The organism is Hyphococcus flavus (assembly GCF_028748065.1).
Taxonomy (GTDB): Bacteria; Pseudomonadota; Alphaproteobacteria; order Caulobacterales; family Parvularculaceae; genus Hyphococcus; species Hyphococcus flavus.
Genome location: NZ_CP118166.1, coordinates 1549665 through 1572319 on the forward strand (window position 1 = coordinate 1549665; position 22655 = coordinate 1572319).

The following is a 22655-nucleotide window of genomic DNA, read 5'->3' on the forward strand; positions in this document are numbered from 1 at the left end:
CGTATATTATTCGTAATGATGGGGTCGGGTGTTCAAGTCACCCATGCGGCACCATTTTCCTTTCTTATGCAAAATCGAGCTGTGCATGTCTTTGGCGCGGCGCTGTCTTGCGCTATGTGAATTGCCGTACTGCACAGGGAGCGGCCAATCTTTCGCGAATTCATCAAAACGACGCGTCCGCTCGTGTTCTGGCCGCCTGTCATACTCTTGAGCAGCGCGCTCGCCTTCAGCTTGATAAATTTCGAGACGTTTCACAGTGTCGTCAGCAGCGCCAATAACTGGATTCTCACGCGGTTTGACTGGCTGTTCAGCTATGCTTCGTTTGGCGCTGTTTGCCTGATCTTGTGGGTTGCTTTGTCAAAGTTCGGTTCTGTACGGATTGGCGGGCCGGACGCGAAACCAATTCTCAGCCGCTGGAACTGGTTTTCCATTACTTTATGCACGACGATTGCGATCGGCATTCTGTTCTGGGGCGCGGCGGAGCCGATGTTCCATGTCAGCGCGCCGCCTGACTATGCTGGCGTCGCGCCGCATACGGATGATGCGGCGCGTTTTGCGCTTTCGTCCATGTTCATGCATTGGACGATCACGCCATACGCCATTTATACGGTGCCGGCGCTCGCTTTTGCGTTGGCGCACTATAATTTCAAGCGCCCCTATTCGTTAAGCGGGCCGCTTTCGCTTGTGTTCGGGCGCGCGGCAACCGGCCGCGCCGGCGCCATCATAGATGCAGTTGGCCTCTATGCGCTTGTGGCTGGCGTTGCTGCATCGCTTGGTGCGGGCGTGATGACGCTGTCTGGCGGCATTGAGGCAAGCGCGGGCATTCACGACAGCGTCTTGCTGCGGCTGGCGATCACGGTCGTGATTGTTCTGGTGTTTGTCGCCTCTTCAATCAGCGGCGTTCAGCGCGGCATCAAATTCCTGTCGGATATCAACACCAGGTTCTTTATCCTGCTGGCGGTTTTTGTCCTAATCGCTGGGCCGACGACACAGATTCTGGCGCTTGGCGCTGAAAGCGCCGTTGAATACGTGACGAAATTCATTCCGCGCAGCCTGGCGCTAGGCGAGCGTTCCAGCGATCCATGGGTGCGCGATTGGACAGTCTTTTATTTTGCCAACTGGCTTGCTTGGGCGCCAGTGACGGCGTTGTTCTTAGGGCGCATTTCCATCGGCTACACCGTTCGCGAGTTCATCATGTTCAATCTTGCGGCGCCGGCGCTTTTCGGCGCTGTCTGGATGACGGTCTTTGGAGGTGCAGCCATTGGCGTCGATGCGACCTCCGGCGCCTTGACCGCCGCGCTTGAATCGCGCGGTCCCGAAGCGGTGATCTACGCCATGTTCGCCTCGTTTCCGTGCAGTCAGGTCATTATCGTTGTTTTCATTTTGCTGACGTTCATCTCATTCGCGACGGCGATGGATTCCAATACCCATTCGATTGCAAGCGTCTGTCTTAAGCCTGCAAAGCAGGAGCAGCCAAAACCGTATGCTGAAAGATGGATAAAAATTTTCTGGGGAACGCTGGTGGGCGGCGTCGCTTTCATCATGACGTCTACAACCGGCATTGAGGGCGTCAGGATGTTGTCTAACCTTGGCGGTTTGCCTGGTTTGTTTATTTTGATCGCCATGGGGGCGGTTATAATTGCGATGCGGGTTTCCTGGTTCGAAGAATTGCGCGCAGCGTCGCAGCCCGCGTCACCTGAGTTACAAGAAGCAGCTTCGCGGCACGAACCCCTCAAATAGCACGGCTTTCTTGCGGCCGATCTCACGTGCTTCTGCATAGGTAGTTTTCCTGAACCAGATTGCATCGCCCGGTCTTATTTGCCCTGTCAGATGGATATCCGCGCCGATGACTTGCGCAATGCGTGGATACCCGCCGACCGTTTGCGCATCTGCAAGCAGTAAAAACGGCGTTCCCCCGGACGGGCATTGCACCGTGCCCGGGAACACCGGGCTGCTGGCCATTGATACATGTTTTTCAGCGATCATCTTCGTTCCCTCTAGTTGCACGCCCATTCGATCGGCACGCCGGCCGGCAGTCCACTTGCCTGCAAAAAAAAGCTGAAGATCGTTGGAAAAGAGCATGCTTTCCGGTCCGGCTGTAGCGCGAAGAACAAAAGCGTGCGCTAAAGACATGCGTAAGGCGTGAGGAATTTCCGTTCCCGCACCGGCTTTCAATGCAGCACTGAATAGGCGGTCATTTTCCATCACGGCGCGCCCGCCAATTCCGCCCAGTGATGCGGGCGGATAGGTTGACCGGCTACCAAGAAATTCGTCGCCTTCAATGCCGCCTGCAAAGGCGATGTAACATCGTGCGCCTGTTTTTGCTGCGCTCAGCGAGAGAAGATCGCCTTTTTTTGCGTCAAAAGGCTGGTGCGAATGTAGGGCGCCATTGTTTAGCGTTGCGCTCATATCCGCGCCGCTGAGAGCGAACGTAACGTTACGCTCGAACCTCAAAACCGGTCCTTTGAGCGTGCACTCCAGCGCTGGCGCATTCCACGGGTTTCCAGCCGCGACATTGGCAAGCACGTAAGACACGGGATCGGCGGCCCCGGATAAAGGCACGCCGAGATGGCGTTTCCCCGATCTGCCCAGATCCTGAATGGTCGTAAAAAGGCCGGGGTTTATGACAGTCGCGACAGTCACTGTTCGCCCTGCTCCATGGCATGGAAGCGGTCCTCATCAATAGGTGAAAACCTGATCTCATCGCCCGGCGAGAAAGTGAACGGATCATCATTGTCAGGATTGAATAGTTTTCGCGGCGTACGGCCAATGATGCGCCATCCGCCCGGTGAGGAAAGCGAATAAACGCCGGTCATGGCGCCAGCGATCCCGACCGATCCTGCTGGCACGCGCACTCGCGGCGTTTCCAGCCGTTCCACATGCAATGCGGGATCAAGCGGTCCGAGATACATAAAGCCAGGCGCGAAACCAATTGTCAGTACACGATAAGAAGCAGACGCATGTTTTTTTATGATGTCATCGTTTGTGAATGAGAGGCGCTTGCTCAAACTCTCAAGGTCCGGACCGTATTCGCCGCCGTAACAGACGGGAATATCAATTCGCCTTTGTGGCGGTGTTAGAGTAAGAGAGGTGTTATTGAGCGTGTCCTCAAAGCATTTTCGCGCGGCGCTTGCGGCCATGACTGCCGGATCGAAGCGCAAGACAACGCTGTCCACGCCGGCAACAGCGTCGTTAATGCCTGGCAAGTGACGCAAGGCTCCAGCCACCGCGTTCACAAAAAGCGCGGCGGCGACCAGATCATTTGCAGACTTGACCTGAGCGAGCCACCCATGTTCGCCAAACTCTGTAAGGTTGTAGGAAATGCGTCTGTTCATGAAAAGGCTTTTACTTCAAAGCCGTCCTGAGTGAGGCGCTGACGTACGGCTTTCGCCGTTTCGACGGCGCCGGGGGAGTCTGAATGAATGCACAGGGTTTGCACGATTAAAGACAGCGTTCCGTCTGCTGCACGAAAGGTCGCGCCACGCGCAATCGCTGAAGCCTGTTCTGCTCTTTGGGGGATGTCGCCGATAACAGCGCCTGCTTGCCCGCGAGGGGTTAAAGCGCCGGACTGTTGATATAGCCGGTCAACGAAACCTTCGGCGGCAAATTTTTTGTTTCTATCGTTCGCTGCCTTCTCAAGCATTGATCCGGGCGGACCGACGAGAATGGCGTCGCCTGCCACTTCTGCAATCATCTTTGCCAAGGATGCGTCTTTTGCAGCATCATTATAAAGCGCGCCATGGGGCTTGATGTGACGCAAAGGTGCGCCCTCGCGATTCAGAACAGCACGAAGAGAATCGATTTGCAAAACCAGCGACGCACGCAACTCTTCGGAATCAAATTTAAGGCTGCGACGGCCAAACCCGACCCTGTCAGGGTATGACGGATGCGCGCCGATGCTGACGCGATGACGTTTTGCCATCTCCGCGATGTGGGTCATTGTCTCTTCGTCGCCCGCATGGCCGCCGCAAGCAATGGAGCAAGATGAGATCAGCGCCATCAGCGCTTCTTCATTATGACGTTGCGCGTCATCGGCGTATTCGCCCATGTCTGCGTTGAGGTCGATTGTACGCACTACATCACTCCGAAAGCACGTAGTATACCGCGCAGGCCAAGCATAGCGGCGATCAGGGTGACGACCACGCCGGCGGCATTGGCAAGTAAGCCATTCGCGTATTTACCGAGAAGTTTTTTGTTATTTGCTGCATAAAGCAGGAAGATAGCGACGACAGGCAAGAGAACGCCATTGGCGATTTGCGCGAAGAGAATGATTTCAATGGGCCGCGCGCCCGTCATGGCGACGATCGCTCCAATCAATAGAACAGCGCCCGAAACAACGCGAAATTTCCTGTTTTTGGGGTCGCTATCAAACCCGAACAACTCAGCGGCGGCAAACCCAGTGGCGAGCGGCGCGGTTATGGCTGATGAAAGTCCGGCGGCGAAAAGGCCAGCGGCCATGAGATAAGTTGCGCTTACACCGAAAGCCGGTTCGAGCTGGCGGGCCATGTCGGCAGCATTGGATATAGACATGCCAACGCCAAAAAGGCTGGCGGCGGCTGTCGACAAAACCAGAATGGAAACGACGCCGCCAACGCCGATTGATAGGCGCGCATCGAAACGCGCTTCGGCGAGGTCGTCTGGATTATTCCATCTTTTGCGTGCGGCGGCGGCGTGCAGAAACAGATTGTAAGGAACAATGGTGGTGCCGATCAGACCGAGCACGATTGGAAAAGCGCCGAGGGGAATAGTTGGAACAAACGCGCCTTTGAGCAGCTCGGGCCAGTCGGGGCCGATAATCAACAGCGCGGAAGCAAACGCGAAAGTCATGATCAAAACAGCGACAATCAATACTTTTTCTATGATCCTGTAGCCGCCAAGCAGAAGTATTATGCCTGCGGCAAGGGCGATGACGCCGGCGATAAGCGGCCTTGACAGAAACTCGGGAAAGGCGGCTTCGACGCCTAATACGGCCCCGGCGATATTACCGCCTTCATAAGCCGCGTTTCCGATAAATAGCGCGGAAATAATCAGTGCGCCTGACACCCATCTCAGTACGCGATTGTCAGCAAACTGCTCCATAATCGCCTCGCCGAGACCACGGCGTCCGGCGACGCCAAGCCGTGCGGCGGTTTCCTGCAGGATTATGGCGGCGATGGTGGCGAAAACCAGCGCCCAAACGAGCGCGTAACCATACCCGGCGCCAGCCAGTGTTGCGGTGGTGACAGTGCCGGGGCCAATAAAGGCTGCGGCGGTAAGGGCGCCGGGGCCAATCGCGCGGAAGCGTTTCATCATGGCGAAAGGTTAGCGCGCGCTGGGCGAAATGCGAACCCATGAAAAGAAAACCGCCCCGGCTGTTCGCACGGGGCGGCTAGACGTTAACGCAACAGCTTTTACGCAACCTGGAGCCTTATTCTTCGTCTTTTTTTAGCTCCACACCCGCCGAAGCATTGGTGACCGGATTTACCGGCGCCACTTCGATCAGCGCTACAGGGGCGCCGTCAGAATTTTCGTCATTATCAGGCTGTTGTTCTTCACGCAGTTGAGGTTTTGGCGAAGGCGACAGCGGCGCAGCCGGAACATTATCGAAATCGGGCGTTTCAACATCGCCGCTTGCATATTCTTCCCAGTAAGCAGGCTGGTTCATTAGCTGACGGTAGACGTCGATATTGTTGTCGGCGACAATTGGCGGCAAGTCCGAGCGCGCTAGACGTTCCGCTTCCGCCATCTTGCCGGACAGCGCCATTACCAGCGCGAGATTTTGACGAACGCGTGAATCGGCGCCCGGCCGTGTGGCCGCCTGTCTAAGGGTTACCCGCGCCATGGAAAGATTGCCTTCAAGCGCGTAGGAAAGCCCTTTGTTGTTTGTCACCATGACTTCGCCCGGGGACATCGCGAGCGCTCTGTCATACTTTGATCGTGCGGCTTCATGTTCGCCGATCTGATCAAGCGCCACGCCATAAGCAGATAACGCCCGCCAATCGCTTGGCGTTTTTGCAACGGCTGCTTCAAGAAAACGCACAGCTTCAAAAGCACGACCGCTTTGCACAAGCACCTTGCCGTACTCCAGGTTCACGGCGGCATTCTCCGGATGCTGGGTGGTGATCTTTTGCATCACGCCGACAGCTTCATCGTTTGAGCCAATCTTTCGCAAAGATTTGGAAAAACGAACTGCTACATCCGGATTTGATTGATCCGTGTTATATCGCGTGCCCCAGAACGCCGCAGAGGCGATGGGGTCCATGCCCGCGTCAACCTGGGGGTCGGAAAATACGCCAATGGCCTCGCGATATTCGTCATTGCCGACATCAGCCGAACTGGACGATTTCGTACTCGCGCAGGCCGCCAGCATCAAAATCGCTGACGTGTTGATAATCGTGTGTTTTGCTGCAAGCTGTAATGCGTTAAGCATGGGATAAGCCTTTAGTAAATTCCGCTTGAGTTCGACGCGATGTTGACGCAAGGAATTCAATAAAGGCTTAACCGTATGCTTAATGTGCGATCAAAATGGTAAGTTAACGGATTATTCATGCGTGATGAAATGTTAAGCGACTATGAACAAAAAGCTGCGAATGCGGCAAAGAACATCTTCATGGTTGCTGAGGGCGGGCTCGATGAGATCGAAGCGCCGGAGACTTTAAAGAGGCTAGCTGGCGCGAATGGCTTCAATGGAGAGGCTGGCGCTGTTCTCGCCAATGACGAGGGCGTGCTGTTGGGCCTCGGCGATGGCGCTGATCCGTTCTTGTCCGCGGCGGCGGCGGAAAAGTTGCCGGAAGGTGACTATGTTTTCGCCGCTTCGCTTGATGAGCAGACGGCGACGCTCGCTGCGTTGGGTTGGCTCATGGGGGGCTACCGTTTTGACCGCTATAAACAGCAAAAACCTGCGAACGCTCGGCTGATTGCGCCTGAAAACGCTGATTGCAAGGCCGCGCGCCGAGCGATGGAAGCGGTTTGCCTGGTTCGCGATCTTGTAAACACGCCCGCAGGCGATATGGGGCCTGAAGCCCTTGAACATGCCGCGCGAAACCTTGCGGAAGAATGTGGTGCGCAAATCAGCGTCATCGAGGGCGAAAACCTTCTCGCTGAAAACCTGCCCATGATCCATGCGGTGGGGCGCGCGGCCGCCAGTCCGCCTCGGCTTATTGATATGACATGGGGTGAGATTGACGCGCCAAAACTCACACTTGTTGGTAAGGGCGTTACATTTGACTCGGGTGGATTGAATATCAAGGGCGGCGCCGGTATGGCGCTGATGAAAAAAGACATGGGCGGCGGCGCACATACATTGGCCCTTGCCCGCATGATCATGAAGTCGAAACTCAAGGTGCGGTTGCGGGTGCTGGTGCCAGCAGTCGAAAACGCCATATCTGGAAATGCATTCCGGCCCGGAGATATCTTACCCAGCCGTAGAGGCCTTACCGTCGAAATTGGCAATACCGATGCGGAAGGGCGCTTAATTCTGGCTGATGCTTTGACGTTGGGCGGTGAGGAAAAGCCTGAGTTGATGATATCCTTGGCGACTCTGACGGGGGCTGCACGCGTAGCGCTTGGTCCGGAACTCGCGCCATTTTATTGTGATGACGAAGGGCTCGTCAGCGCTCTTGAGCGTGCGGGCACAGCGGTATCCGATCCGGTGTGGCGCATGCCGTTATGGCGAAATTACGAGACTATGCTGTCTTCGCAGATCGCTGATGTGAACCATATTTCCGGCGGTTCCTTTGCCGGGTCGATAACAGCTGCGCTGTTTTTAAAGAAATTTGCGGATGGCGCCGGGGCGTGGATGCATTTTGATATTTATGCGTGGCGGCCAAAGGCGCTGCCCGGGCGGCCCGCAGGGGGCGAGGCGCAAGCGATCCGCGCCTTGTTTGAGGTATTGTCAGCTCGCTTCCCCGCCGAATAGCTCTTGCGCTTTTGCGCCGAACAGGGGCAAGCATAGTGTTTGGCAATCAGGGTTTAGCGTAAGGCCGGACGATGGCGGCGACAGATATTCTCACAAGCTGGCGGGAAGTAATGTGCGACGCGGTGCGCGCGGACAACCCCGATCTGTCCATGCGCCAGTGGTCTATTTTGTTGACGGTTTATCTCAAACCCGGACCGCATACGGTTCGTGCGCTTGCGCGAGACCTGAATGTGCCGAAACCTGCGATATCGCGCGCCCTGGATGCGCTCTCTATTCTTGGCTTCATCAAACGCGTGCGTGACGATAATGACAAGCGTATCGTCATTGTACGGAAGACAGCCGAAGGCGCGATTTATCTTGATAACTTCGCGCGCCTCGTTGAGTCTTATTCCGGCGCTCCGACGCTAGAGGCGATGTACGGATAATCAGTCAACCTTGGGCAGGCCGGCGAGCGTGACGCCGGCGATCTGCGCCGTCTTATCCTTTAAATGAATTGGTGCATTGATTTTGCCGCCGCCGGCGATGGCGGCGAGTGAAAGGGCGGCAGCCACGGATTGCGCTTCATTTCGGCTGATTGCGCCGCCTGTATGCAGCACTTCTGTGAAAACGGCCGGGTTGACGATCTCTGTATTTAGCTGGCCCGCCGGATAGTTTTCCGAGTCCAGGTTGATCTCCCCGGCGATCATGACATGGGCGTCGTCAATCTCGGCCGACAATCCCCTGATGATCAATCTTCCGCCTGCCTGGCGCCAGACTGAGACAGGGTCAGCGAAAGCGAACGCATCGGTATGAGTGAGGGCAAGCATTGTCCTGAAAGTATCTAGTTCAACAGCCTTCGCGCCGTTAATGGCGGAAAGGCCTGTGGCGGCGAGGTTTAGGGTCAGGGTCGTGTTTTCGGCGCTATCGGGGGCAAGGTCCAGTTTCAGATTTTCAATCTGGATTGTTTCGTCTGTGTGCATTCTTGTCGCGGATCCCTCGCCAATTGTCGTGGCGAAAACCCACCCGCGCGTATCATCGGCTGAGATTGATGTTCTGAAGTCTTTTGCAATAACCCGCCACTCGCCATGATCTTCTGTCCATAGATATTGCTCGGTGCGAGTGGAGAAAATCAGTTTTCTCAGATCGTACGGAAGCGCATCCATCGTCAGGCGGCTTGTTCGCCAGCGCCAGAGGTCGGGCTGCGATATGTCAGGATTATCGACATGCACGCGCAGAAAAAAAGGAAATCCGTCTGACGTTATCGGGCCATGTGTGATTTCGAGTCCTGCGCTGCGTTGATCCGCGACCCACGCTTCAACGCCCTTTTTCATTTCGGCGGCACCGGTGCGCCAGAGCATGTAATAGCCGATGAGAATGACGCCAGCGATGATAAAAGGAATATAGAGCCAGCGTCGGCTTAAACGATGGTGATGTTCAGCCAACGGACTTCTCCTTTTCCAGCGGCGTATTTTCCAGATCGGGCCGCGCTGCTTCGATTTGGGCCTTTAGTTCCTTGAGAAAAGTCTTGCGATCAAGGCCGGGCGCTATCGGCGGCAGAAACCGCAGCGTTACAACACCTGGCTTGCGTTCAATGCCTGGGTGCGTCCAGAAACGTCCGCTGTCATGGGCGGCTGGCGTGCATGGCGCATTGGCGGTCGTGTATATTCCTGCAGCGCCGGGCAAAAACCGCGACGTCTGTCCGGGTTGAATGCGGGTTCCTTCAGGGAAAACAATAACCTGATTACCCTCGTCAATTCGTTCCTTTGCAATGCGGGTGAACGCGCGCAATGCCTTGGCGCCTCCTTTCCGATCGATGGGAATATGGCCCGCCAGCTTTGCCCACCAACCGTAAACCGGGACCCACAGCAACTCTTGTTTCAATGAAATTACCGGTCGCGGCAGGATGGCTACAAGTGCGATTGTTTCCCACATGGATTGATGATTTGCAGCGACGATTGCGCCGCCGGTGGGAATGTTTTCCGCCCCCTCAATCCTGTATGTCATGCCAGTGATAAGCTTGAGAGCATCAAGCCCCGTCTTTGACCAGGATTTGACTGTTGCTTGTGCGGCGCGTCGCCCGAACAGCGCTGCCGGCAAGCAAAAGAAACCTATAAACCCTACAAAGAATACTATAAACGCGGCAAAACAAATCGACCGTATGCGTAGTAACATGCTTATAGCGCCTTAAGCGAACAGCGCGGCCGCATACGCGAGCAAGAATTTCGAATATTCTCCAGCAAGATTGCCGGTCGCTTTGATTGAGGCCGGACGGCCTTTAGCGTCAAGATAGCCCGACGCAACGGGGTGTGGCGTGATGATGGCGTTTTTCATTTTCGCCCTCGTCGCGATGATGGCCCGCGGCATGTGATAGTCGGATGTGACGAGAATAATGGAACTGAATTTGTTGCTTGTCGCCCATGCAGCAAGCTCGTTGGCGTTGCCCTCTGTGGACAGGGCTTCATGACCGAGATCGACGCAACACGAAAAGCGGTCAGCCTCGCCGCGCCACAGCTCGGACAGTCTCGCTAATGACGTATCGGGATGAACCCCGGAGATTAAAAGCCGCTCGCCAGCACCATCTGAGAAGACGGACATCGCCGCTGATATGCGTGCGCCGCCGCCGCCCGTAAATACGACCACGCCATCGGCTAGCTTCGGGTTTTCAGTAGTAGGCGCGGGCAATCGCCATACGAAAACGGCGAAACCCAGCACCCACAACAGCGCAATGCCGGTCAATACGGATAGAACGCTTTTCACAATCGATACTGTCTCCGGAAGGCGGTTCTGAGGAAAAGTTACCCGATTGCGGGTAGGGCGGTCCAGCCGGATTAATACTGGCGGCTTAATGTTTTCAAAACCGTAAGGCGGGCGGTGAGCGCCGTGACAAGGCAGGTGGCGACAGGGGCGGCGAGCAACCACAGAATCATGAAGCCGCCGACTGAAAATTCCGGCAGGAATGAATCCGCCGCGAGCCCAGATCGCATGACCATGCCTGTAAGCCCTAGCGCCAGCAGTGCGGCGGCAAGCCCCAGAACCGCGCCGCGTAACCCCAGTATGAAAAATCGCCGCTGAACTTCCGTTGCAATGAAATCATCAGTTGCGCCCACCAGGTGAAGGACGGAGACAATCTCATGATTGGCGGCAAGCCCGGCGCGGGCCGCGAAAATTGAGATGGCGCACGCCGCCCCCATCACCAGCAGGAAAACGCCGAACGCCATGGCTTGACCAGATCGGGCAGCGTTTGAAAGTCGATCATGCCAGCGGGAATGATCGTCTAGACTGGCGCCCGGCGCCGCTGCCTCCAGACGGTTGCGCAATAGCTCAAGATTGTCGTGAAGCGTGGGCGTGGCTTTAACTTCGATAATGGCGGGTATGTTCAAAAACGCGCTGGCGTTTCCTTGCCCCAGCCACGGTTCAAGCAGCGCTGCGGTCTCTTCGCGCCCACGTTCCTCGGCTTCAATGACGCCCTCGGTTTCTTCCAGGACGCGTAATGCGGCGGATACCCCGGCGGCGATTTCGGTTTCATTCGCGCCTTTGATTTGGACGGTAATTTCAGACCGTAATTCGGATGTCCATTCGCTTGCTGCGCGATTGACCATCAGTAATGAAGCCATGGCGAGCACTGCAAGAAACGACATGACGGTGATAACCGCCACCAGCGGCGCGCCAGCGGCGCCAGCTTCGGGCAGCAAAGGCGCTGCGCGGTTGCGGAACAGTTGCCAGCGGGGTTGCGGCGCATCGCCTTCGGTTTCTGCCGCTTGCGATTCTTCCTGCGTCATGCAGCGCCTCCCACCCCGGCGCTGCGTGTGACTTTGCCGTCAGCGATTCTTAACACAGGCTTACCAATCGACTGGACAAGATGCAGGTCATGGGTCGCGACAATAACGGCGGCGCCCAATTTATTAAGCTCTACGAACAATTTCATAATGCGCTCGCCCATGGCCGGATCGACATTGCCCGTGGGCTCGTCCGCAAGAATGAGGTCTGGCTTTGACACGAGCGCGCGCGCCAGCGCCACGCGTTGTTTCTCGCCACCGGACAAAGTGGCCGGTTTCGCGCCCATACGGTGTCCCAATCCTACCCAATTTAAGAGTTCGCTTACGTCTTCGCGGTATTGGTTTTGGTTAACGCCCGCGACTTTCATGGGGAGCGCGACATTTTCAAAGGCGGTGAGATGGTCGAGGAGTCGAAATTCCTGAAAGACGACGCCAATGCGTCTTCGCAAAGCCGGCAAGGCTTCGCGGGGCGCCTCCATGGCGTCCTCACCGAACAGGCGAAAGGCGCCGCGCGTCGGTCTGTGCGCAAGATAAATCATTTTAAGCAGCGTCGTCTTGCCGGCGCCAGATGGTCCGGTAAGAAAGCGGAATTCTCCTTCCTCAAGCCTCATGGAGACGTCGGAGAGGGTTTCCGGGGCATCCTCGTAAGCAAGGCCGGCGTTTTCGAAGCACACAATTTCTTTTCCGGATTCCATTCTCATCCCGGTCTCAATAGAGCGCGCCGACGATTCGACGGCGCAATTCGCCAACACATAAACGATTCTGACCTGTCATGATAATCACCTGTCCCGATTGCGCCACGCGCTATGACGTCGATGACGAACGGTTTTCCCCAAGCGGGCGTTCGGTGCGCTGCTCCTCCTGCGGAGAGAGCTGGTTTGTGCCAGCGCCGGAGCTCCTGGATATGGAGCCGCTTGACGATGACAAGCCGCGCAAAAAAGCCGCCCGCGAAGATAAAGACGAACGGAGTGCAGGTGAGCCTCGCCGTGACAAGCGTGTAAAAGTCGGTTTGGCTGAGGAAGAAGAACCTCGCAAGGGCCGCAAATCCAGAAAAGAGCGCGAAGATACCTCGTTTGACGACGAAGAAGATGATGATTCGTTGTTCGATTCGCCGTCGTCAAAAAAACATGATGCGCGCGACTTTGATGACGACGATGCTCGTCCGCACAGGAAAAAGTTCGAAGAAGATGACGATCCGGCGCCGAAGGGATGGCGCAAGGGCCGCCAGTTCATTGTCGAAGAGGATGAAGACGAGAGCGAACGCCGGCCATTCTTTGCGCGCCGTCGCAAGCACAAGGAAGAAGACGAAAAGGATCGGGCAAGCAAGCGCGAATCCTTGCGTTTTGCTGATGAAGAAGATGGCGATCGCTCGGACCTTGCCAGCGACGCCGATGAAGACGATCGCGACTATCGTGATGAAGAAGAATTTATCGATGTCGTCGATGCAGACTGGGAAGACGTCGAGGAAGAGGACGGGGAACGCCAACGCGGCTTCGGGCGCCGTATTCGCGCCGGACGCCGCCGTGCAACGGCTTTGGCGCGGATGGAAGATGTACGTCCTATTGATCCAGACGACCTTGATGATGAATTCTTCGCCGCGCTTCGTGTGACGCCGCGCGAACTGGAGCGTGCAATCAGAAAGGCGCGTCGGCGAGCAGAGTCGCGTGAGAAAAACCGGCTGACGCCGCTGCGCGTATTCGGCTGGACCGCCTGGATCGCTGTTGTTGCTGGTCTAAGTTACGGCATTGTCGCGTATCGCGAAGATATTGTGAAAATGGCGCCGAAAGCAGCCGACGCCTATGCGGTGATCGGTATTGAGGCGAACCCATACGGTCTTTCCATCGAGGACGTGCGGCATCGGCTCGCGATCTCGACCGCTGGCCCGACAATAGAAATTACTGGCAATCTCCGAAATGAAAGCGATGAAATGGTTGTTGCGCCGCTGCTTCAGGCTGAAGCCCTGGGCCCGCGCGGAGAGCTGTTGGCGCGCTGGACTTTCACCGCCCTTGAAAACGAAGTCGCCACCGGCGCGTCCATAGATTTTATGACGCGCGTACCAGCGCCAGAAGGCGTCACCGAGGTCGCGCTTTCCTTTGCGCCGTCAAGAAGCGTGCTGGATAGCCTGTTGTCGCCGGACGACTGATTTTTCCACAAGCAATTTCGGGTGGCGGAAAGGCGTTCTTGCCCCTATGACCCTTCATCACCTAGATGAATGCGGACGGGGAATTCAATGCGCACGCTTTATACCGAACAACAGATCGCTGAACGCGTTGATGAGATGGCGCGTCAGATGGCGGAAGATTTGCCGAAAGACTTTCTCCTGGCGCCGGTTCTGACAGGCGCTTTTATTTTTGCGGCTGATTTATTGCGCGCGCTTTATAAATACGGAAGCGATCCTTATGTGGATTTTGTTCAGCTTTCCTCCTATGCGGGCGCGCGATCTTCTTCGGGCGTCGTGACGCTGCTGAAAGACTTTTCAGTAGATGTCGAAGGCAAAACAGTCTTGTTGCTGGATGATGTTCTCGACACTGGCCGATCACTTCATTTCGGTAAAGGCATGGTCGAGGATCGCGGCGCCGCTGAAGTGAAAACTTGTGTCTTCGTCAAAAAACTTACGGGGCATGCGGAAGATATTCATTGCGACTATATCGGATTCGAGGCGAACGCCGATGATTTCCTTGTTGGTTATGGCATGGACGATGGCGGGCGCATGCGCGGCGTGCCGCTTCTCGGTGCGGTGAATTAGAACCGTTCTAACAGCCGTTCCAGATATTCTTTTTCTTCATCATCACGTCCGGGCTGACCAAGACGCCGTCGTAATTCTTCAATGACCGCGCGTGTGCGGCCGGCTTCGCCTTCGCCGGGGACTTCAACACCTTCACCCGGCGCATCACCGGCGGGGCGGCCTAGCGGGTCAACTCCAGGCCCGCGCTCACCTTCTTGACCTTGTCCTTGCTGCGCCTGACGCATTTGTTCGCGAGCGAGCGCTTCTGCACCGTCGCGAAGATTGTCGATAGCGCGTTCCATAGCGTCACTGGCGCCGCCGAACTGTTCGGCGTCTAATGCGCCTTCTGCTTCACGCATGGCGCTGCGGGCGCGGCCAAGCGCGCGGGCGGCGTCGCCATTCGGGTCAAGACTTGGATCAGCGGCTAGCCCATCCATGAGTTCATCAAGGTCGCCGCCAAGGGCGCCTTCACGATTGGCAAGATCGTCACCCGTTGCTTCCGGATTTCGCCCGCGTTCAAAGGCTTCGTCTGCAAGTTCCCGCTGCCTTCCGATCAATTCTCCTGCTTGCCCGGCCGCCTGGCCTTCCTGGCTTTGCCCAGCCTCGCCCTGACCGGACCCGCTGCCCTGACCGCTCTGTGACAGGCGCAGATTGTTCAGCAGATTTTCAAGGTCAGACAACATTTGCCGCGCGGCGTTATCGGCGCCCTGCTGGGAAAGGTCGCGAATAGAATTGAGCATCTCGTCGAGATCGGATTGGTCGAGCTGCTGCGCATTACGTTGCGTCTCGCCATCCATAGGCTGGCCTGATTGTGCAAGCGCGTTCAGGTAATCGTTCATGGCCTGACGCATTTCTTCCACGAGGCGATTGATTTCCTCATCACTCGCACCGCGTTCTAGCGCCTGTCGCAACGCTTCCTGCGCGGCTTCAAGGCGTTGTCTGGCCAGTTCAAGGGCCTCATCTTCAAGCTGAAGGGCGAGAGGCCAAAACTTTTCGACTGCATCATCGAAATTTTCGCCGTCCTGTCGCATGACCCGCCAGAACGCCGCGCGCAGCATCAGATAGTTTTTCGGCTTTTCGTCATAAAAAATGTCCGGCGCTAGCGTGACGGCGTCGAACGCGCGGGCAACGCGTGGCCAGTCAGCGGAAGCAACCGCTAAATGTTGACGCTGCTCAATGACGGCCTTTGCAACTGGATTGTAAAATATGCGTTCCGGCAAGGTCGCCGCGACGGTTTCGGTTTCGCCGGATTGCCCGGCCCCGTCGGTGACAACGACTTTGGCGAGAACGCGAAGCCCGGCCCATGGGTCAGCCTGCAGATCAAGCGTGGCGGCGCGTTCTCCGCTGGCGCCGGTGACTCCCTCAAGCGGGATGCGGCGGCGTTCGTCGAGCGAGCCCGGCGTGAACGCTGGCGAGTCAATCGGACGCTCCTGTTCCGGATCGAGTCGCAATACGAGTTCCGCAGAGGCGACGGCGTAATCATCTTCAATCGTTATGGCTAAATGCAACCGCCCATCATCCGTGCGCGCCGGTGGGGTTGTGTAGGCGACACTTGGCGCCTCATCGGCGATGACGCCAATCGGCCAAGCGGCAGTCCGTCCGCCTAAGGAGAGCTTCAAAAGTCCACTAGCATCAATGGGCAGTTCTGCTTTGGCGGCTGAGCCATTGCGAACAAATTCCGCATCAGTGGAATTCATTTCCGTCTGAAATGACAGCGATGCATGGCCACGACCGTTGAGTTGCGCCTTCAGAACAGACCCTTCAGGCGCATTCACTTGTGCTGACTGTTCGCTTAGCTCTTGTCCGGACTGTAACAGATAGATCGGCGCCTTGTTGGCGTAATCGGGCGGTTCTATCCAGAGATCGGCGACAAGTTTCGCAGAACCGGTGTTGTGTGGTTGCATGCCCGCGAGGAGGCGTTCGTGCGTTTCGCCGCCGCTCGCAACCAAGGCGACGACCAGAACGCCGAGCCCCGTGTAGCGCAAGCCCCAGGGGTCGCTAGCCTCAGCGGTTGCTCTTACGTTTTTCAGTCTGGCTTTTTTTGCTCGTTCGCGCATGTCAGCGAGATGCGCCTGCCATAAGGGTGAGGAAGCATCGCCACTGGCGGAAGGTTTGTCATCAAGCGCCTGCAATGCTGCGTGATCGACCTTGCCGTCTTCCTCAAGGCGTGTTTGCGCTTCGCGCCGCGAGGGAAACCTGAGTGAGCGAAGATCGCGAAACAGGAGAGCCGCGAAGCCGGCGCCGCTTAATGTTAACGCAGCCCAATGCAGCCAGACCGGGAGAACAGCCCACAAATCGAACAGGCTGACGATTGCGAGGATCAGCGGAATAAAAAGCGCGGGCAGAATTGCCGGCCACAGCCGTTCCCAAAACAGGACAAGGCGGGTCAAAGAAACGGCCGCCCTGCCGGGAAGACGTCTTCGCGCGCGGCGCGCTTTGGGTTGTGTCTGGCTCAACTCGCTCGTCATACTTCTTGCAGTCTACATGGGGTAGTGGCGCTCGTCGATGTTGTTCGCCTCATGCATTGGTCATTCTGACCGGTTCGGCAAGCCCGGTTGGACATGATGAAGTCATTGGGGCGAGAATAGGTTAACGAAACGGAGATTGTCAGGCTTGGTTTTTACGCTCGCTTCATCGAAACGCCGCCAGAAGCTCTCCGAAGAGGCTGCGCATTCGCGCGCTTCTCAATTGCGGCGCATTACGGCCTGTACGTTCGTCATTATCTACAACTTTGTGGGGATCGCGGACATCGTTTCAACGGTAATCGCGCTAGAAGCAGGGGCCGGGGTCGAGGCCAATCCTATCCTCAATGCGATGATGACGCATATGGGCGAGGGGTGGATACTCGCCAAGCTTGCGCTGCAAGGATTGATCAGTTTCATGGTTCTGTGGTTTCCGCACTGGATCGTGCTTGCTTTTTTTGGCGTTGCGACCGCCGGAAACGCCTGGATCGTGTGGAACAATTTTTCGATCGCTGGCGTGGTTTAATCAAGCCACTCGGGATTTGATTCCAGGGACAACATATCTTCAAGCGACGGGCGCCGGCGGATCAGAGCGTATTTGTCGCCGTTGACCAGCACCTCCGGCACAAGCGGGCGCGAATTATATTGCGAGGCCTGAACCGCGCCGTATGCGCCTGCGGACATGATCGCAACGTATTCGCCGGGTGCGACTTCCGGTAGCTTGCGCGCCTTGGCGAAAAAGTCGCTGGACTCGCAAACTGGTCCGACGACGTCATAAGTTACGTCAGACGCCTCGGCATGTTTTGCCACGGGCAGGATATCGTGATGTGCGTCATAAAGCGCCGGACGAATAAGGTCGTTCATCGCAGCGTCCACAATCAGAAACCGGCGTGCTTCGCCTTTTTTGTCATAGATTACCCGTGTGACAAGAATGCCTGCGTTGCCGGCGATCATGCGGCCAGGCTCAAAGATCAACTGAACATTTAATGGCGCCGTGACTCGTTTGATGAGTTTCGCATATTCATCCGGATGCGGCGGAACAGCGCCGGCGCCGTAAGGAATGCCGAGCCCGCCGCCCAGGTCAAGACGTTCAATGGCGCAACCATCTGCACGCAGATCCGTAATAAGATCAGCGGCTTTACGGAACGCTGCTTCGAACGGCGCGAGTTCCGAAATTTGCGACCCGATGTGTAAATCGAGCCCTTTGATGAGCACGCCTTTCATGGCGCGCGCTTTTGCGTACAGACGTCTTGCGTCAGCCCAGGCGACGCCGAATTTGTCTTCTTTTCGGCCGGTGGAAATTTTATCATGACCACCCGCGGCGACGTCCGGGTTGGCGCGAATGGCGACAGGCGCCTGTTTGCCAAGCTTCAAGGAAAGCGCATCCAGGACGTCAAGTTCCGGTTCCGATTCAACGTTGAATTGATAAATTCCAGCTTCCAGCGCGGCGCGCATTTCTTCTTCTGTCTTTCCGACACCGGAAAAGACAATCTTTTGCGGCGGAATGCCGGCTTTAAGGGCGCGGGCAAGTTCGCCGCCGGAAACTACATCAGCGCCAGCCCCCTCGTTTGCGAGAATGCGCAGGATGGCAAGATTTGAATTCGCTTTGACGGAATAGGCGACCAGAATGTCGGTGTCGGAAAACGCATTTGAAAAGACGCTTATATGCCGGCGCAATGTCGCTTCGGAATAGACGTAAAAAGGCGTTCCAATGTCGCCCGCCAGTTTTGCGACGTCGATACCTTCCGCATAAAGGCGGCCATCACGATAATCGAAGTGATGCACGGTTTATCCAGCGCTGGTTTCTTCTTGTGGTTCTCCTGGCGCGCGTAACGGCGCTTTCTTGCCGCAAGCAGAAACAGCGAGTACAAGCGCGGCGAGAACAAGGATAGCACGCATGATCAATTCTCCTTTGTCAGAGCCGCAAGCCAGCGGCTCGCTTCACGCTTAACATTTTCCGGCGCGGTTCCGCCATAGGCTTTACGCGAGGCGACGGAAGCTTCGACCGAAAGAACGGAGAACACATTTTCAGTGATGCGCTTTTCCACGGCTTGCATGTCGCCCAGTTTCAATTGATCGAGCCTGACTGATTTACTTTCAGCGATGGCGACGATCCTTCCGGTGATATGATGGGCGTCCCGGAACGGCGTTTTAAGTTCGCGCACGAGCCAGTCAGCAAGGTCTGTCGCGGTCGAGTATCCACGCGCGGCGGCGTCTTTCATGGCGTCGCGGTTGATTGAAATGTCGCCAATCATGCCAGTCATAGCGGCTGTCGCTAACGCCAGCGCATCTACCGCCTCGAAGGTCGCGGCTTTGTCTTCCTGCAGATCCTTGGCGTAGGCGAGAGGCAGTGCTTTCATCACTGATAGTAAGCTGTTGAGCGAGCCATAGATGCGGCCGGTTTTCGCACGCACAAGTTCGGCGGCGTCCGGGTTGCGTTTTTGCGGCATGATTGATGAGCCGGTCGAGAACGCATCGCTTAGAGAGGCAAAGCCAAATTGCGGTGACGTCCAAAGCACGATTTCTTCCGCAAGGCGCGAAAGATGCATAGCCGTAATGGCTGCTGCGGATAAAAGTTCAAGCGCAAAATCGCGCGAGGATACTGCGTCAAGTGAGTTCGCGCAGGGACGGTCAAACCCTAGCGCGTTTGCGGTTGTTTTCCGGTCAATAGGAAATGGCGTTCCGGCGAGAGCCGCCGCGCCGAGCGGACATTCGTTCATGCGCTTGCGCGCGTCGGCGAAACGGCCCGCATCGCGGGAAAACATTTCAACATAGGCCAGCAAGTGATGACCGAAGGTCACAGGCTGCGCCGTTTGCAAATGGGTAAAGCCGGGCATGACCGCGTCAGCATGCGTTTCGGCTTGTACTGCAAGCGCTCGCATCAGGGTCTTGAGCGCAGTTTCAGCTTCGTCACAAGCGCGCCGGCACCATAGTCTGAAATCCGTTGCTACCTGGTCGTTGCGCGAGCGCGCCGTGTGAAGCCGGCCTGCCGGCTCGCCGATGATTTCTTTCAGACGCGCCTCGATATTCATATGAATGTCTTCAAGCGCGCGGCTGAACTTGAAAGCGCCGCTTTCGATCTCACCCGCGATCTGGTCGAGCCCGTTCAGGATTGCGCGTGCGTCTTCATCTGAAATAATCCCCGCCGCCGCCAGCATCGCCGCATGGGCCTTCGAACCAGCGATATCCTCGCGCCACAACCGCTTATCGATATCGATGGACGCATTGATCGCTTCCATGATTTCCGCGGGGCCTTGCGAAAATCGCCCGCCCCACATTTGGTTTTCTTCTCTTTCGGTCTTATCTGACATGGCGCAATACTTAATAGGTTGAAGGGAAAATGACGGATATCATCAAACAGCCGCGTTTCTGGCTCCTCGTCTGGGGCGGCCTTGGCGCGTTGTTTCTCCTCTATTTTATCGTGAATGCAAGCCTGGGCCCATCAGGCCCGAGCGAACCTTCCGCATTAGACCATGACCAAGCATTGCTTGTAGGCGAGATGGCTGACTTCACCTACACGTTTCCGCCGCGCGGCGCTTCCGATGTCGGTTTTGACCATAATGGCGAGCCAATGACTCTGGCGGATTTTCGCGGCAAGGCTGTTCTGGTCAACTTCTGGGCGACGACCTGCGCGCCGTGTCTCGTCGAACTTCCGTCACTAGATCAGCTTGAAGGCGATCTTGGCGGCCAGCGCTTTGAGGTTGTCGCTGTGGCGGCGGACCCGCGCGGGCCAGAAACAGCGCAGCAGTTTCTCGACCGGCTGGAGATTAAAAATCTGAAACTTTATGCTGACGCCAATCTGCAATTCGCCTTTTCTGTAGGCGGCGCCGACGTCCTTCCGACCAGTATTTTGTATAGCGCCAGCGGAGAAGAGGTTGGCAGGATTGTCGGCGAGGCCGATTGGGCGAGCCCCGAGGCGCGCCGTCTCATCGCTTCGGCCATGCCATAAGCACCGCGTGCGCCCTAGGTTTCCGGCGGCAATGCCGATATAGACGTCCCATTCGCAAGGGGCAGGCGCAAACCGGGTCGCCGCAAAATTTTCTTCGAGGGAGCTGATTTCATGACATTCTCAAAAACATTGCTGGCGGGCGCCGCCGTGCTGGCGCTGGTTGCATGCGGTAAGAAAGAATCCGACACGCCAGCATCGCCTTCAAGCCAGCAGGCAGCGAAGGTCAACGCCGCGTCGCCGCTTGAGAAACGCTTTACCCTCGCTGACGCGGAACCGGTCGATATTGATGCGCTGTTCGCGTTAATGCCGGAAGCAAGCCGTCCGACATATGAAAGCGCGGCGTTCGACGATGCGCTTGGCGCCACTGTAGTGTCCAATTTGCGTTTCGCTGACGGTAATGACGGCGAAGCGGTAACCGTTGAGCGGGCAGAGTTCTATGGCGTTGACCTCGAAGCAATTGAGCGGGTGAGTTCGGCGGAAGAAGCGGCCACAGATGCGCCGTTTGAAAAAATCTTCGACAAAGTACGTTTTTTCAACATGGCGTCGGAAGGTTTTGAAGAGGGGGAAGAGGCTGGAAAACTCTCCATCGGCGGGCTTGAACTCGATCAATTGCAGATCAGACAGGGCGGCGCGAAGGGCGACGGAACAGGCGATGACGGCGCCAGGTTTTTCAACGCCGTCAATCTCGCCGGGCTTTATTTCAAGGACATGAGTTTTGAGATGAGTTCGCCGGAGGCGCCGCAAGTTGTCATGTCCGCCCCTGATTTTCGGATTGTGGGCCTTGGCGGCGGAAAGCTGAACGCGATTATCGCCAACGATCTCGAATACACCATGGCGCAAACGCCTGAATCACGGGCCGCCATGCGCGAAGTAATGGGCCCACAGGGCGCGATGTTCCTGAACGGCCCGCTAGCCGGTTTCCTCGCGCCGGAAAGCCAGCGCGTAAAGATGTCGTCTTTCGAGTGGCGAAGCATAGATTTTTCCGGACTGCTTGAATGGGGCTTGCGCGATGAAAAGCCGCCAATGACGGAAGAAAACCTAATCGACCTCGGCGTTATGAAGGCGCTGGATATGGAAACCTATATTGGCGGCAAACTCGCCGGCACCGTCAAGGAAGCGTCAATGTCTGCGGCGGAGTTCAAATGGCTGATCCCGTCGAACATTCGCGTTGACACCAAAGACGCGTCTTTCGATTATACCGCCTATGTTCCTGATACGGAAGAAGAAGTGCTGGGCGTGATGAAAAAGCACGGCCTCGATAAGCTAAAAGGCGATGGCTATGCGCAATGGGTCTGGGACGACAGATCGGGCATGGCGGATCTTGACTATGTGGCCAACGCGCCGGGCTTCATGAATTTCGCTGTCGATCTTGGCTTCTCCGGCCTCAAGCTTGATGACATGGCGGCTGCAGAGGCGGCGGGCGAAAGTCCTTTCGCGGCGACTGGCGCGTTCAAAAATTTCAAATTGACCCTGGAAGACAAAAAGGCGCTGGACGCGATCTTTGATGTGGCGGCGCTGCAAATGGGCGGTTCTGGCGCTGATCTGCGCCAGTCGGCTCCGGCCATGATCCGCCTTTCGGGTGCGCAGGCGGCCCAGATGAACCCCAAATTTTCCGCTTATGTAAACGCGCTCGCCGATTTTGTGGGCGAGGGCGGCACGCTTGAAATTACGGCTGATCCGGCCGAGCCCGTTGATTTTGCAACGCTTCAGGAGACGGGGACCACAGCGCCGCAAACCATGCCGGATTTGCTGAAACTAGAGGTGACGCACAAGAAATAAGCGGTTACAGTTACCTCGCTGGCGCAAAGTGTGGGGCTTTGCGCCGGTGATGAGTTTGGGGGCGGCGGGGCTCGTCCTCACGGGTGGC

21 protein-coding genes and 1 pseudogene are annotated in these 22655 nt (G+C 56.6%); 8 read left to right on the top strand and 14 right to left on the bottom strand.

Annotated features, from left to right (window positions below):
• The first annotated feature begins 183 nt into the window (after window positions 1–183).
• A complete protein-coding gene (locus PUV54_RS07545) occupies window positions 184–1740 on the top strand; it encodes a BCCT family transporter (protein WP_274495006.1) in 1557 nt (518 codons plus the stop codon).
• Here the strand turns inward: PUV54_RS07545 and PUV54_RS07550 are convergent.
• The 5 genes from PUV54_RS07550 to PUV54_RS07570 form a co-directional block, all read right to left on the bottom strand.
• Window positions 1702–2643, bottom strand: coding sequence for a 5-oxoprolinase subunit C family protein (locus PUV54_RS07550; RefSeq protein ID WP_274495007.1), 942 nt, complete (start codon window positions 2641–2643; stop codon window positions 1702–1704). The genes PUV54_RS07545 and PUV54_RS07550 overlap by 39 nt on opposite strands.
• Window positions 2640–3335, bottom strand: a complete 696-nt coding sequence (gene pxpB / locus PUV54_RS07555) for a 5-oxoprolinase subunit PxpB (protein WP_274495008.1) — start codon at window positions 3333–3335, stop codon at window positions 2640–2642. Before pxpB ends, PUV54_RS07550 begins: the two co-directional genes overlap by 4 nt.
• Complete coding sequence (gene pxpA / locus PUV54_RS07560) at window positions 3332–4075, bottom strand: 5-oxoprolinase subunit PxpA (RefSeq protein WP_274495009.1); 744 nt, start codon at window positions 4073–4075, stop codon at window positions 3332–3334. Before pxpA ends, pxpB begins: the two co-directional genes overlap by 4 nt.
• Entirely contained in the window at window positions 4075–5292 is a 1218-nt protein-coding gene (locus PUV54_RS07565; RefSeq protein WP_274495010.1) for an Nramp family divalent metal transporter, read from the bottom strand. Before PUV54_RS07565 ends, pxpA begins: the two co-directional genes overlap by 1 nt.
• Window positions 5293–5407: 115 nt before the next feature.
• Window positions 5408–6409, bottom strand: coding sequence for a tetratricopeptide repeat protein (locus tag PUV54_RS07570; protein WP_274495011.1), 1002 nt, complete (start codon window positions 6407–6409; stop codon window positions 5408–5410).
• A 117-nt stretch (window positions 6410–6526) separates the two neighbouring features.
• On the opposite strand from PUV54_RS07570, the gene PUV54_RS07575 reads away from it, so the two are divergent.
• The gene (locus PUV54_RS07575; RefSeq protein WP_274495012.1) at window positions 6527–7897 is read left to right on the top strand and encodes a leucyl aminopeptidase family protein; all 1371 of its coding nucleotides are present in this window, start codon (window positions 6527–6529) and stop codon (window positions 7895–7897) included.
• 71 nt (window positions 7898–7968) lie between these two features.
• Complete coding sequence (locus PUV54_RS07580; RefSeq protein ID WP_274495013.1) at window positions 7969–8322, top strand: MarR family transcriptional regulator; 354 nt, start codon at window positions 7969–7971, stop codon at window positions 8320–8322.
• On the opposite strand, the gene PUV54_RS07585 is transcribed toward PUV54_RS07580, so the two are convergent.
• The 5 genes from PUV54_RS07585 to ftsE form a co-directional block, all read right to left on the bottom strand.
• Entirely contained in the window at window positions 8323–9318 is a 996-nt protein-coding gene (locus tag PUV54_RS07585) for a DUF2125 domain-containing protein (protein ID WP_274495014.1), read from the bottom strand.
• Complete coding sequence (locus PUV54_RS07590; protein ID WP_274495015.1) at window positions 9311–10048, bottom strand: lysophospholipid acyltransferase family protein; 738 nt, start codon at window positions 10046–10048, stop codon at window positions 9311–9313. The genes PUV54_RS07585 and PUV54_RS07590 overlap by 8 nt, the downstream gene beginning before the upstream one ends.
• Before the next feature lie 12 nt (window positions 10049–10060).
• Window positions 10061–10633: a YdcF family protein gene (locus PUV54_RS07595; RefSeq protein ID WP_274495016.1), complete on the bottom strand. Its 573-nt coding sequence runs from the start codon at window positions 10631–10633 to the stop codon at window positions 10061–10063.
• 71 nt (window positions 10634–10704) lie between these two features.
• On the bottom strand, window positions 10705–11655 hold the full coding sequence (locus PUV54_RS07600; protein ID WP_274495017.1) for a cell division protein FtsX: 951 nt from the start codon (window positions 11653–11655) through the stop codon (window positions 10705–10707).
• Entirely contained in the window at window positions 11652–12353 is a 702-nt protein-coding gene (gene ftsE / locus PUV54_RS07605) for a cell division ATP-binding protein FtsE (RefSeq protein WP_274495019.1), read from the bottom strand. The genes PUV54_RS07600 and ftsE overlap by 4 nt, the downstream gene beginning before the upstream one ends.
• 71 nt (window positions 12354–12424) lie before the next feature.
• Here ftsE and PUV54_RS16670 point away from each other — a divergent pair.
• Both PUV54_RS16670 and PUV54_RS07615 read left to right on the top strand, forming a co-directional pair.
• Window positions 12425–12520: pseudogene (locus PUV54_RS16670) on the top strand (zinc-ribbon domain-containing protein); the annotation flags it as partial.
• A 1362-nt stretch (window positions 12521–13882) separates the two neighbouring features.
• On the top strand, window positions 13883–14398 hold the full coding sequence (locus tag PUV54_RS07615) for a phosphoribosyltransferase (RefSeq protein ID WP_274495022.1): 516 nt from the start codon (window positions 13883–13885) through the stop codon (window positions 14396–14398).
• Here PUV54_RS07615 and PUV54_RS07620 read toward each other — a convergent pair.
• A complete protein-coding gene (locus PUV54_RS07620; protein ID WP_274495023.1) occupies window positions 14395–16845 on the bottom strand; it encodes a DUF4175 domain-containing protein in 2451 nt (816 codons plus the stop codon). The two genes, PUV54_RS07615 and PUV54_RS07620, sit on opposite strands and share 4 nt — an antisense overlap.
• Before the next feature lie 136 nt (window positions 16846–16981).
• Here PUV54_RS07620 and PUV54_RS07625 point away from each other — a divergent pair, with 136 nt between their 5' ends.
• A complete protein-coding gene (locus PUV54_RS07625) occupies window positions 16982–17365 on the top strand; it encodes a DUF5658 family protein (protein WP_274495024.1) in 384 nt (127 codons plus the stop codon).
• On the opposite strand, the gene lysA is transcribed toward PUV54_RS07625, so the two are convergent.
• Genes lysA through argH form a run of 3 tightly spaced genes read right to left on the bottom strand, consistent with a single transcriptional unit; the run spans window position 17362 to window position 20150 of the window.
• Window positions 17362–18624, bottom strand: a complete 1263-nt coding sequence (gene lysA / locus PUV54_RS07630; protein ID WP_274495025.1) for a diaminopimelate decarboxylase — start codon at window positions 18622–18624, stop codon at window positions 17362–17364. The genes PUV54_RS07625 and lysA overlap by 4 nt on opposite strands.
• A 3-nt stretch (window positions 18625–18627) precedes the next feature.
• A complete protein-coding gene (gene lptM, locus PUV54_RS16675; RefSeq protein ID WP_420797926.1) occupies window positions 18628–18738 on the bottom strand; it encodes an LPS translocon maturation chaperone LptM in 111 nt (36 codons plus the stop codon).
• A gap of 2 nt (window positions 18739–18740) precedes the next feature.
• Window positions 18741–20150 carry an argininosuccinate lyase gene (gene argH / locus PUV54_RS07635; RefSeq protein WP_274495026.1) on the bottom strand — a complete coding sequence of 470 codons (1410 nt, stop codon included), beginning with the start codon at window positions 20148–20150 and terminating at the stop codon, window positions 18741–18743.
• Window positions 20151–20179: 29 nt separating this feature from the next.
• Between argH and PUV54_RS07640 the strand changes: the two genes are divergently transcribed.
• Both PUV54_RS07640 and PUV54_RS07645 read left to right on the top strand, forming a co-directional pair.
• The gene (locus PUV54_RS07640) at window positions 20180–20788 is read left to right on the top strand and encodes a TlpA family protein disulfide reductase (protein WP_274495027.1); all 609 of its coding nucleotides are present in this window, start codon (window positions 20180–20182) and stop codon (window positions 20786–20788) included.
• A 111-nt stretch (window positions 20789–20899) separates the two neighbouring features.
• Window positions 20900–22567, top strand: a complete 1668-nt coding sequence (locus PUV54_RS07645) for a hypothetical protein (RefSeq protein WP_274495028.1) — start codon at window positions 20900–20902, stop codon at window positions 22565–22567.
• The last annotated feature ends 88 nt before the right edge of the window (window positions 22568–22655 follow it).

Bases quoted from the DNA above. Each gene is read 5' to 3' on its own strand.
- pxpB (WP_274495008.1), bottom strand. From the start codon at position 3,335: ATGAACAGACGCATTTCCTACAACCTTACAGAGTTTGGCGAACATGGG.
- PUV54_RS07565 (WP_274495010.1), bottom strand. From the start codon at position 5,292: ATGATGAAACGCTTCCGCGCGATTGGCCCCGGCGCCCTTACCGCCGCA.
- PUV54_RS07570 (WP_274495011.1), bottom strand. From the start codon at position 6,409: ATGCTTAACGCATTACAGCTTGCAGCAAAACACACGATTATCAACACG.
- PUV54_RS07575 (WP_274495012.1), top strand. From the start codon at position 6,527: ATGCGTGATGAAATGTTAAGCGACTATGAACAAAAAGCTGCGAATGCG.
- PUV54_RS07580 (WP_274495013.1), top strand. From the start codon at position 7,969: ATGGCGGCGACAGATATTCTCACAAGCTGGCGGGAAGTAATGTGCGAC.
- PUV54_RS07590 (WP_274495015.1), bottom strand. From the start codon at position 10,048: ATGTTACTACGCATACGGTCGATTTGTTTTGCCGCGTTTATAGTATTC.
- PUV54_RS07600 (WP_274495017.1), bottom strand. From the start codon at position 11,655: ATGACGCAGGAAGAATCGCAAGCGGCAGAAACCGAAGGCGATGCGCCG.
- ftsE (WP_274495019.1), bottom strand. From the start codon at position 12,353: ATGAGAATGGAATCCGGAAAAGAAATTGTGTGCTTCGAAAACGCCGGC.
- PUV54_RS07615 (WP_274495022.1), top strand. From the start codon at position 13,883: ATGCGCACGCTTTATACCGAACAACAGATCGCTGAACGCGTTGATGAG.
- PUV54_RS07620 (WP_274495023.1), bottom strand. From the start codon at position 16,845: ATGACGAGCGAGTTGAGCCAGACACAACCCAAAGCGCGCCGCGCGCGA.
- lptM (WP_420797926.1), bottom strand. From the start codon at position 18,738: ATGCGTGCTATCCTTGTTCTCGCCGCGCTTGTACTCGCTGTTTCTGCT.
- argH (WP_274495026.1), bottom strand. From the start codon at position 20,150: ATGTCAGATAAGACCGAAAGAGAAGAAAACCAAATGTGGGGCGGGCGA.
- PUV54_RS07640 (WP_274495027.1), top strand. From the start codon at position 20,180: ATGACGGATATCATCAAACAGCCGCGTTTCTGGCTCCTCGTCTGGGGC.
- PUV54_RS07645 (WP_274495028.1), top strand. From the start codon at position 20,900: ATGACATTCTCAAAAACATTGCTGGCGGGCGCCGCCGTGCTGGCGCTG.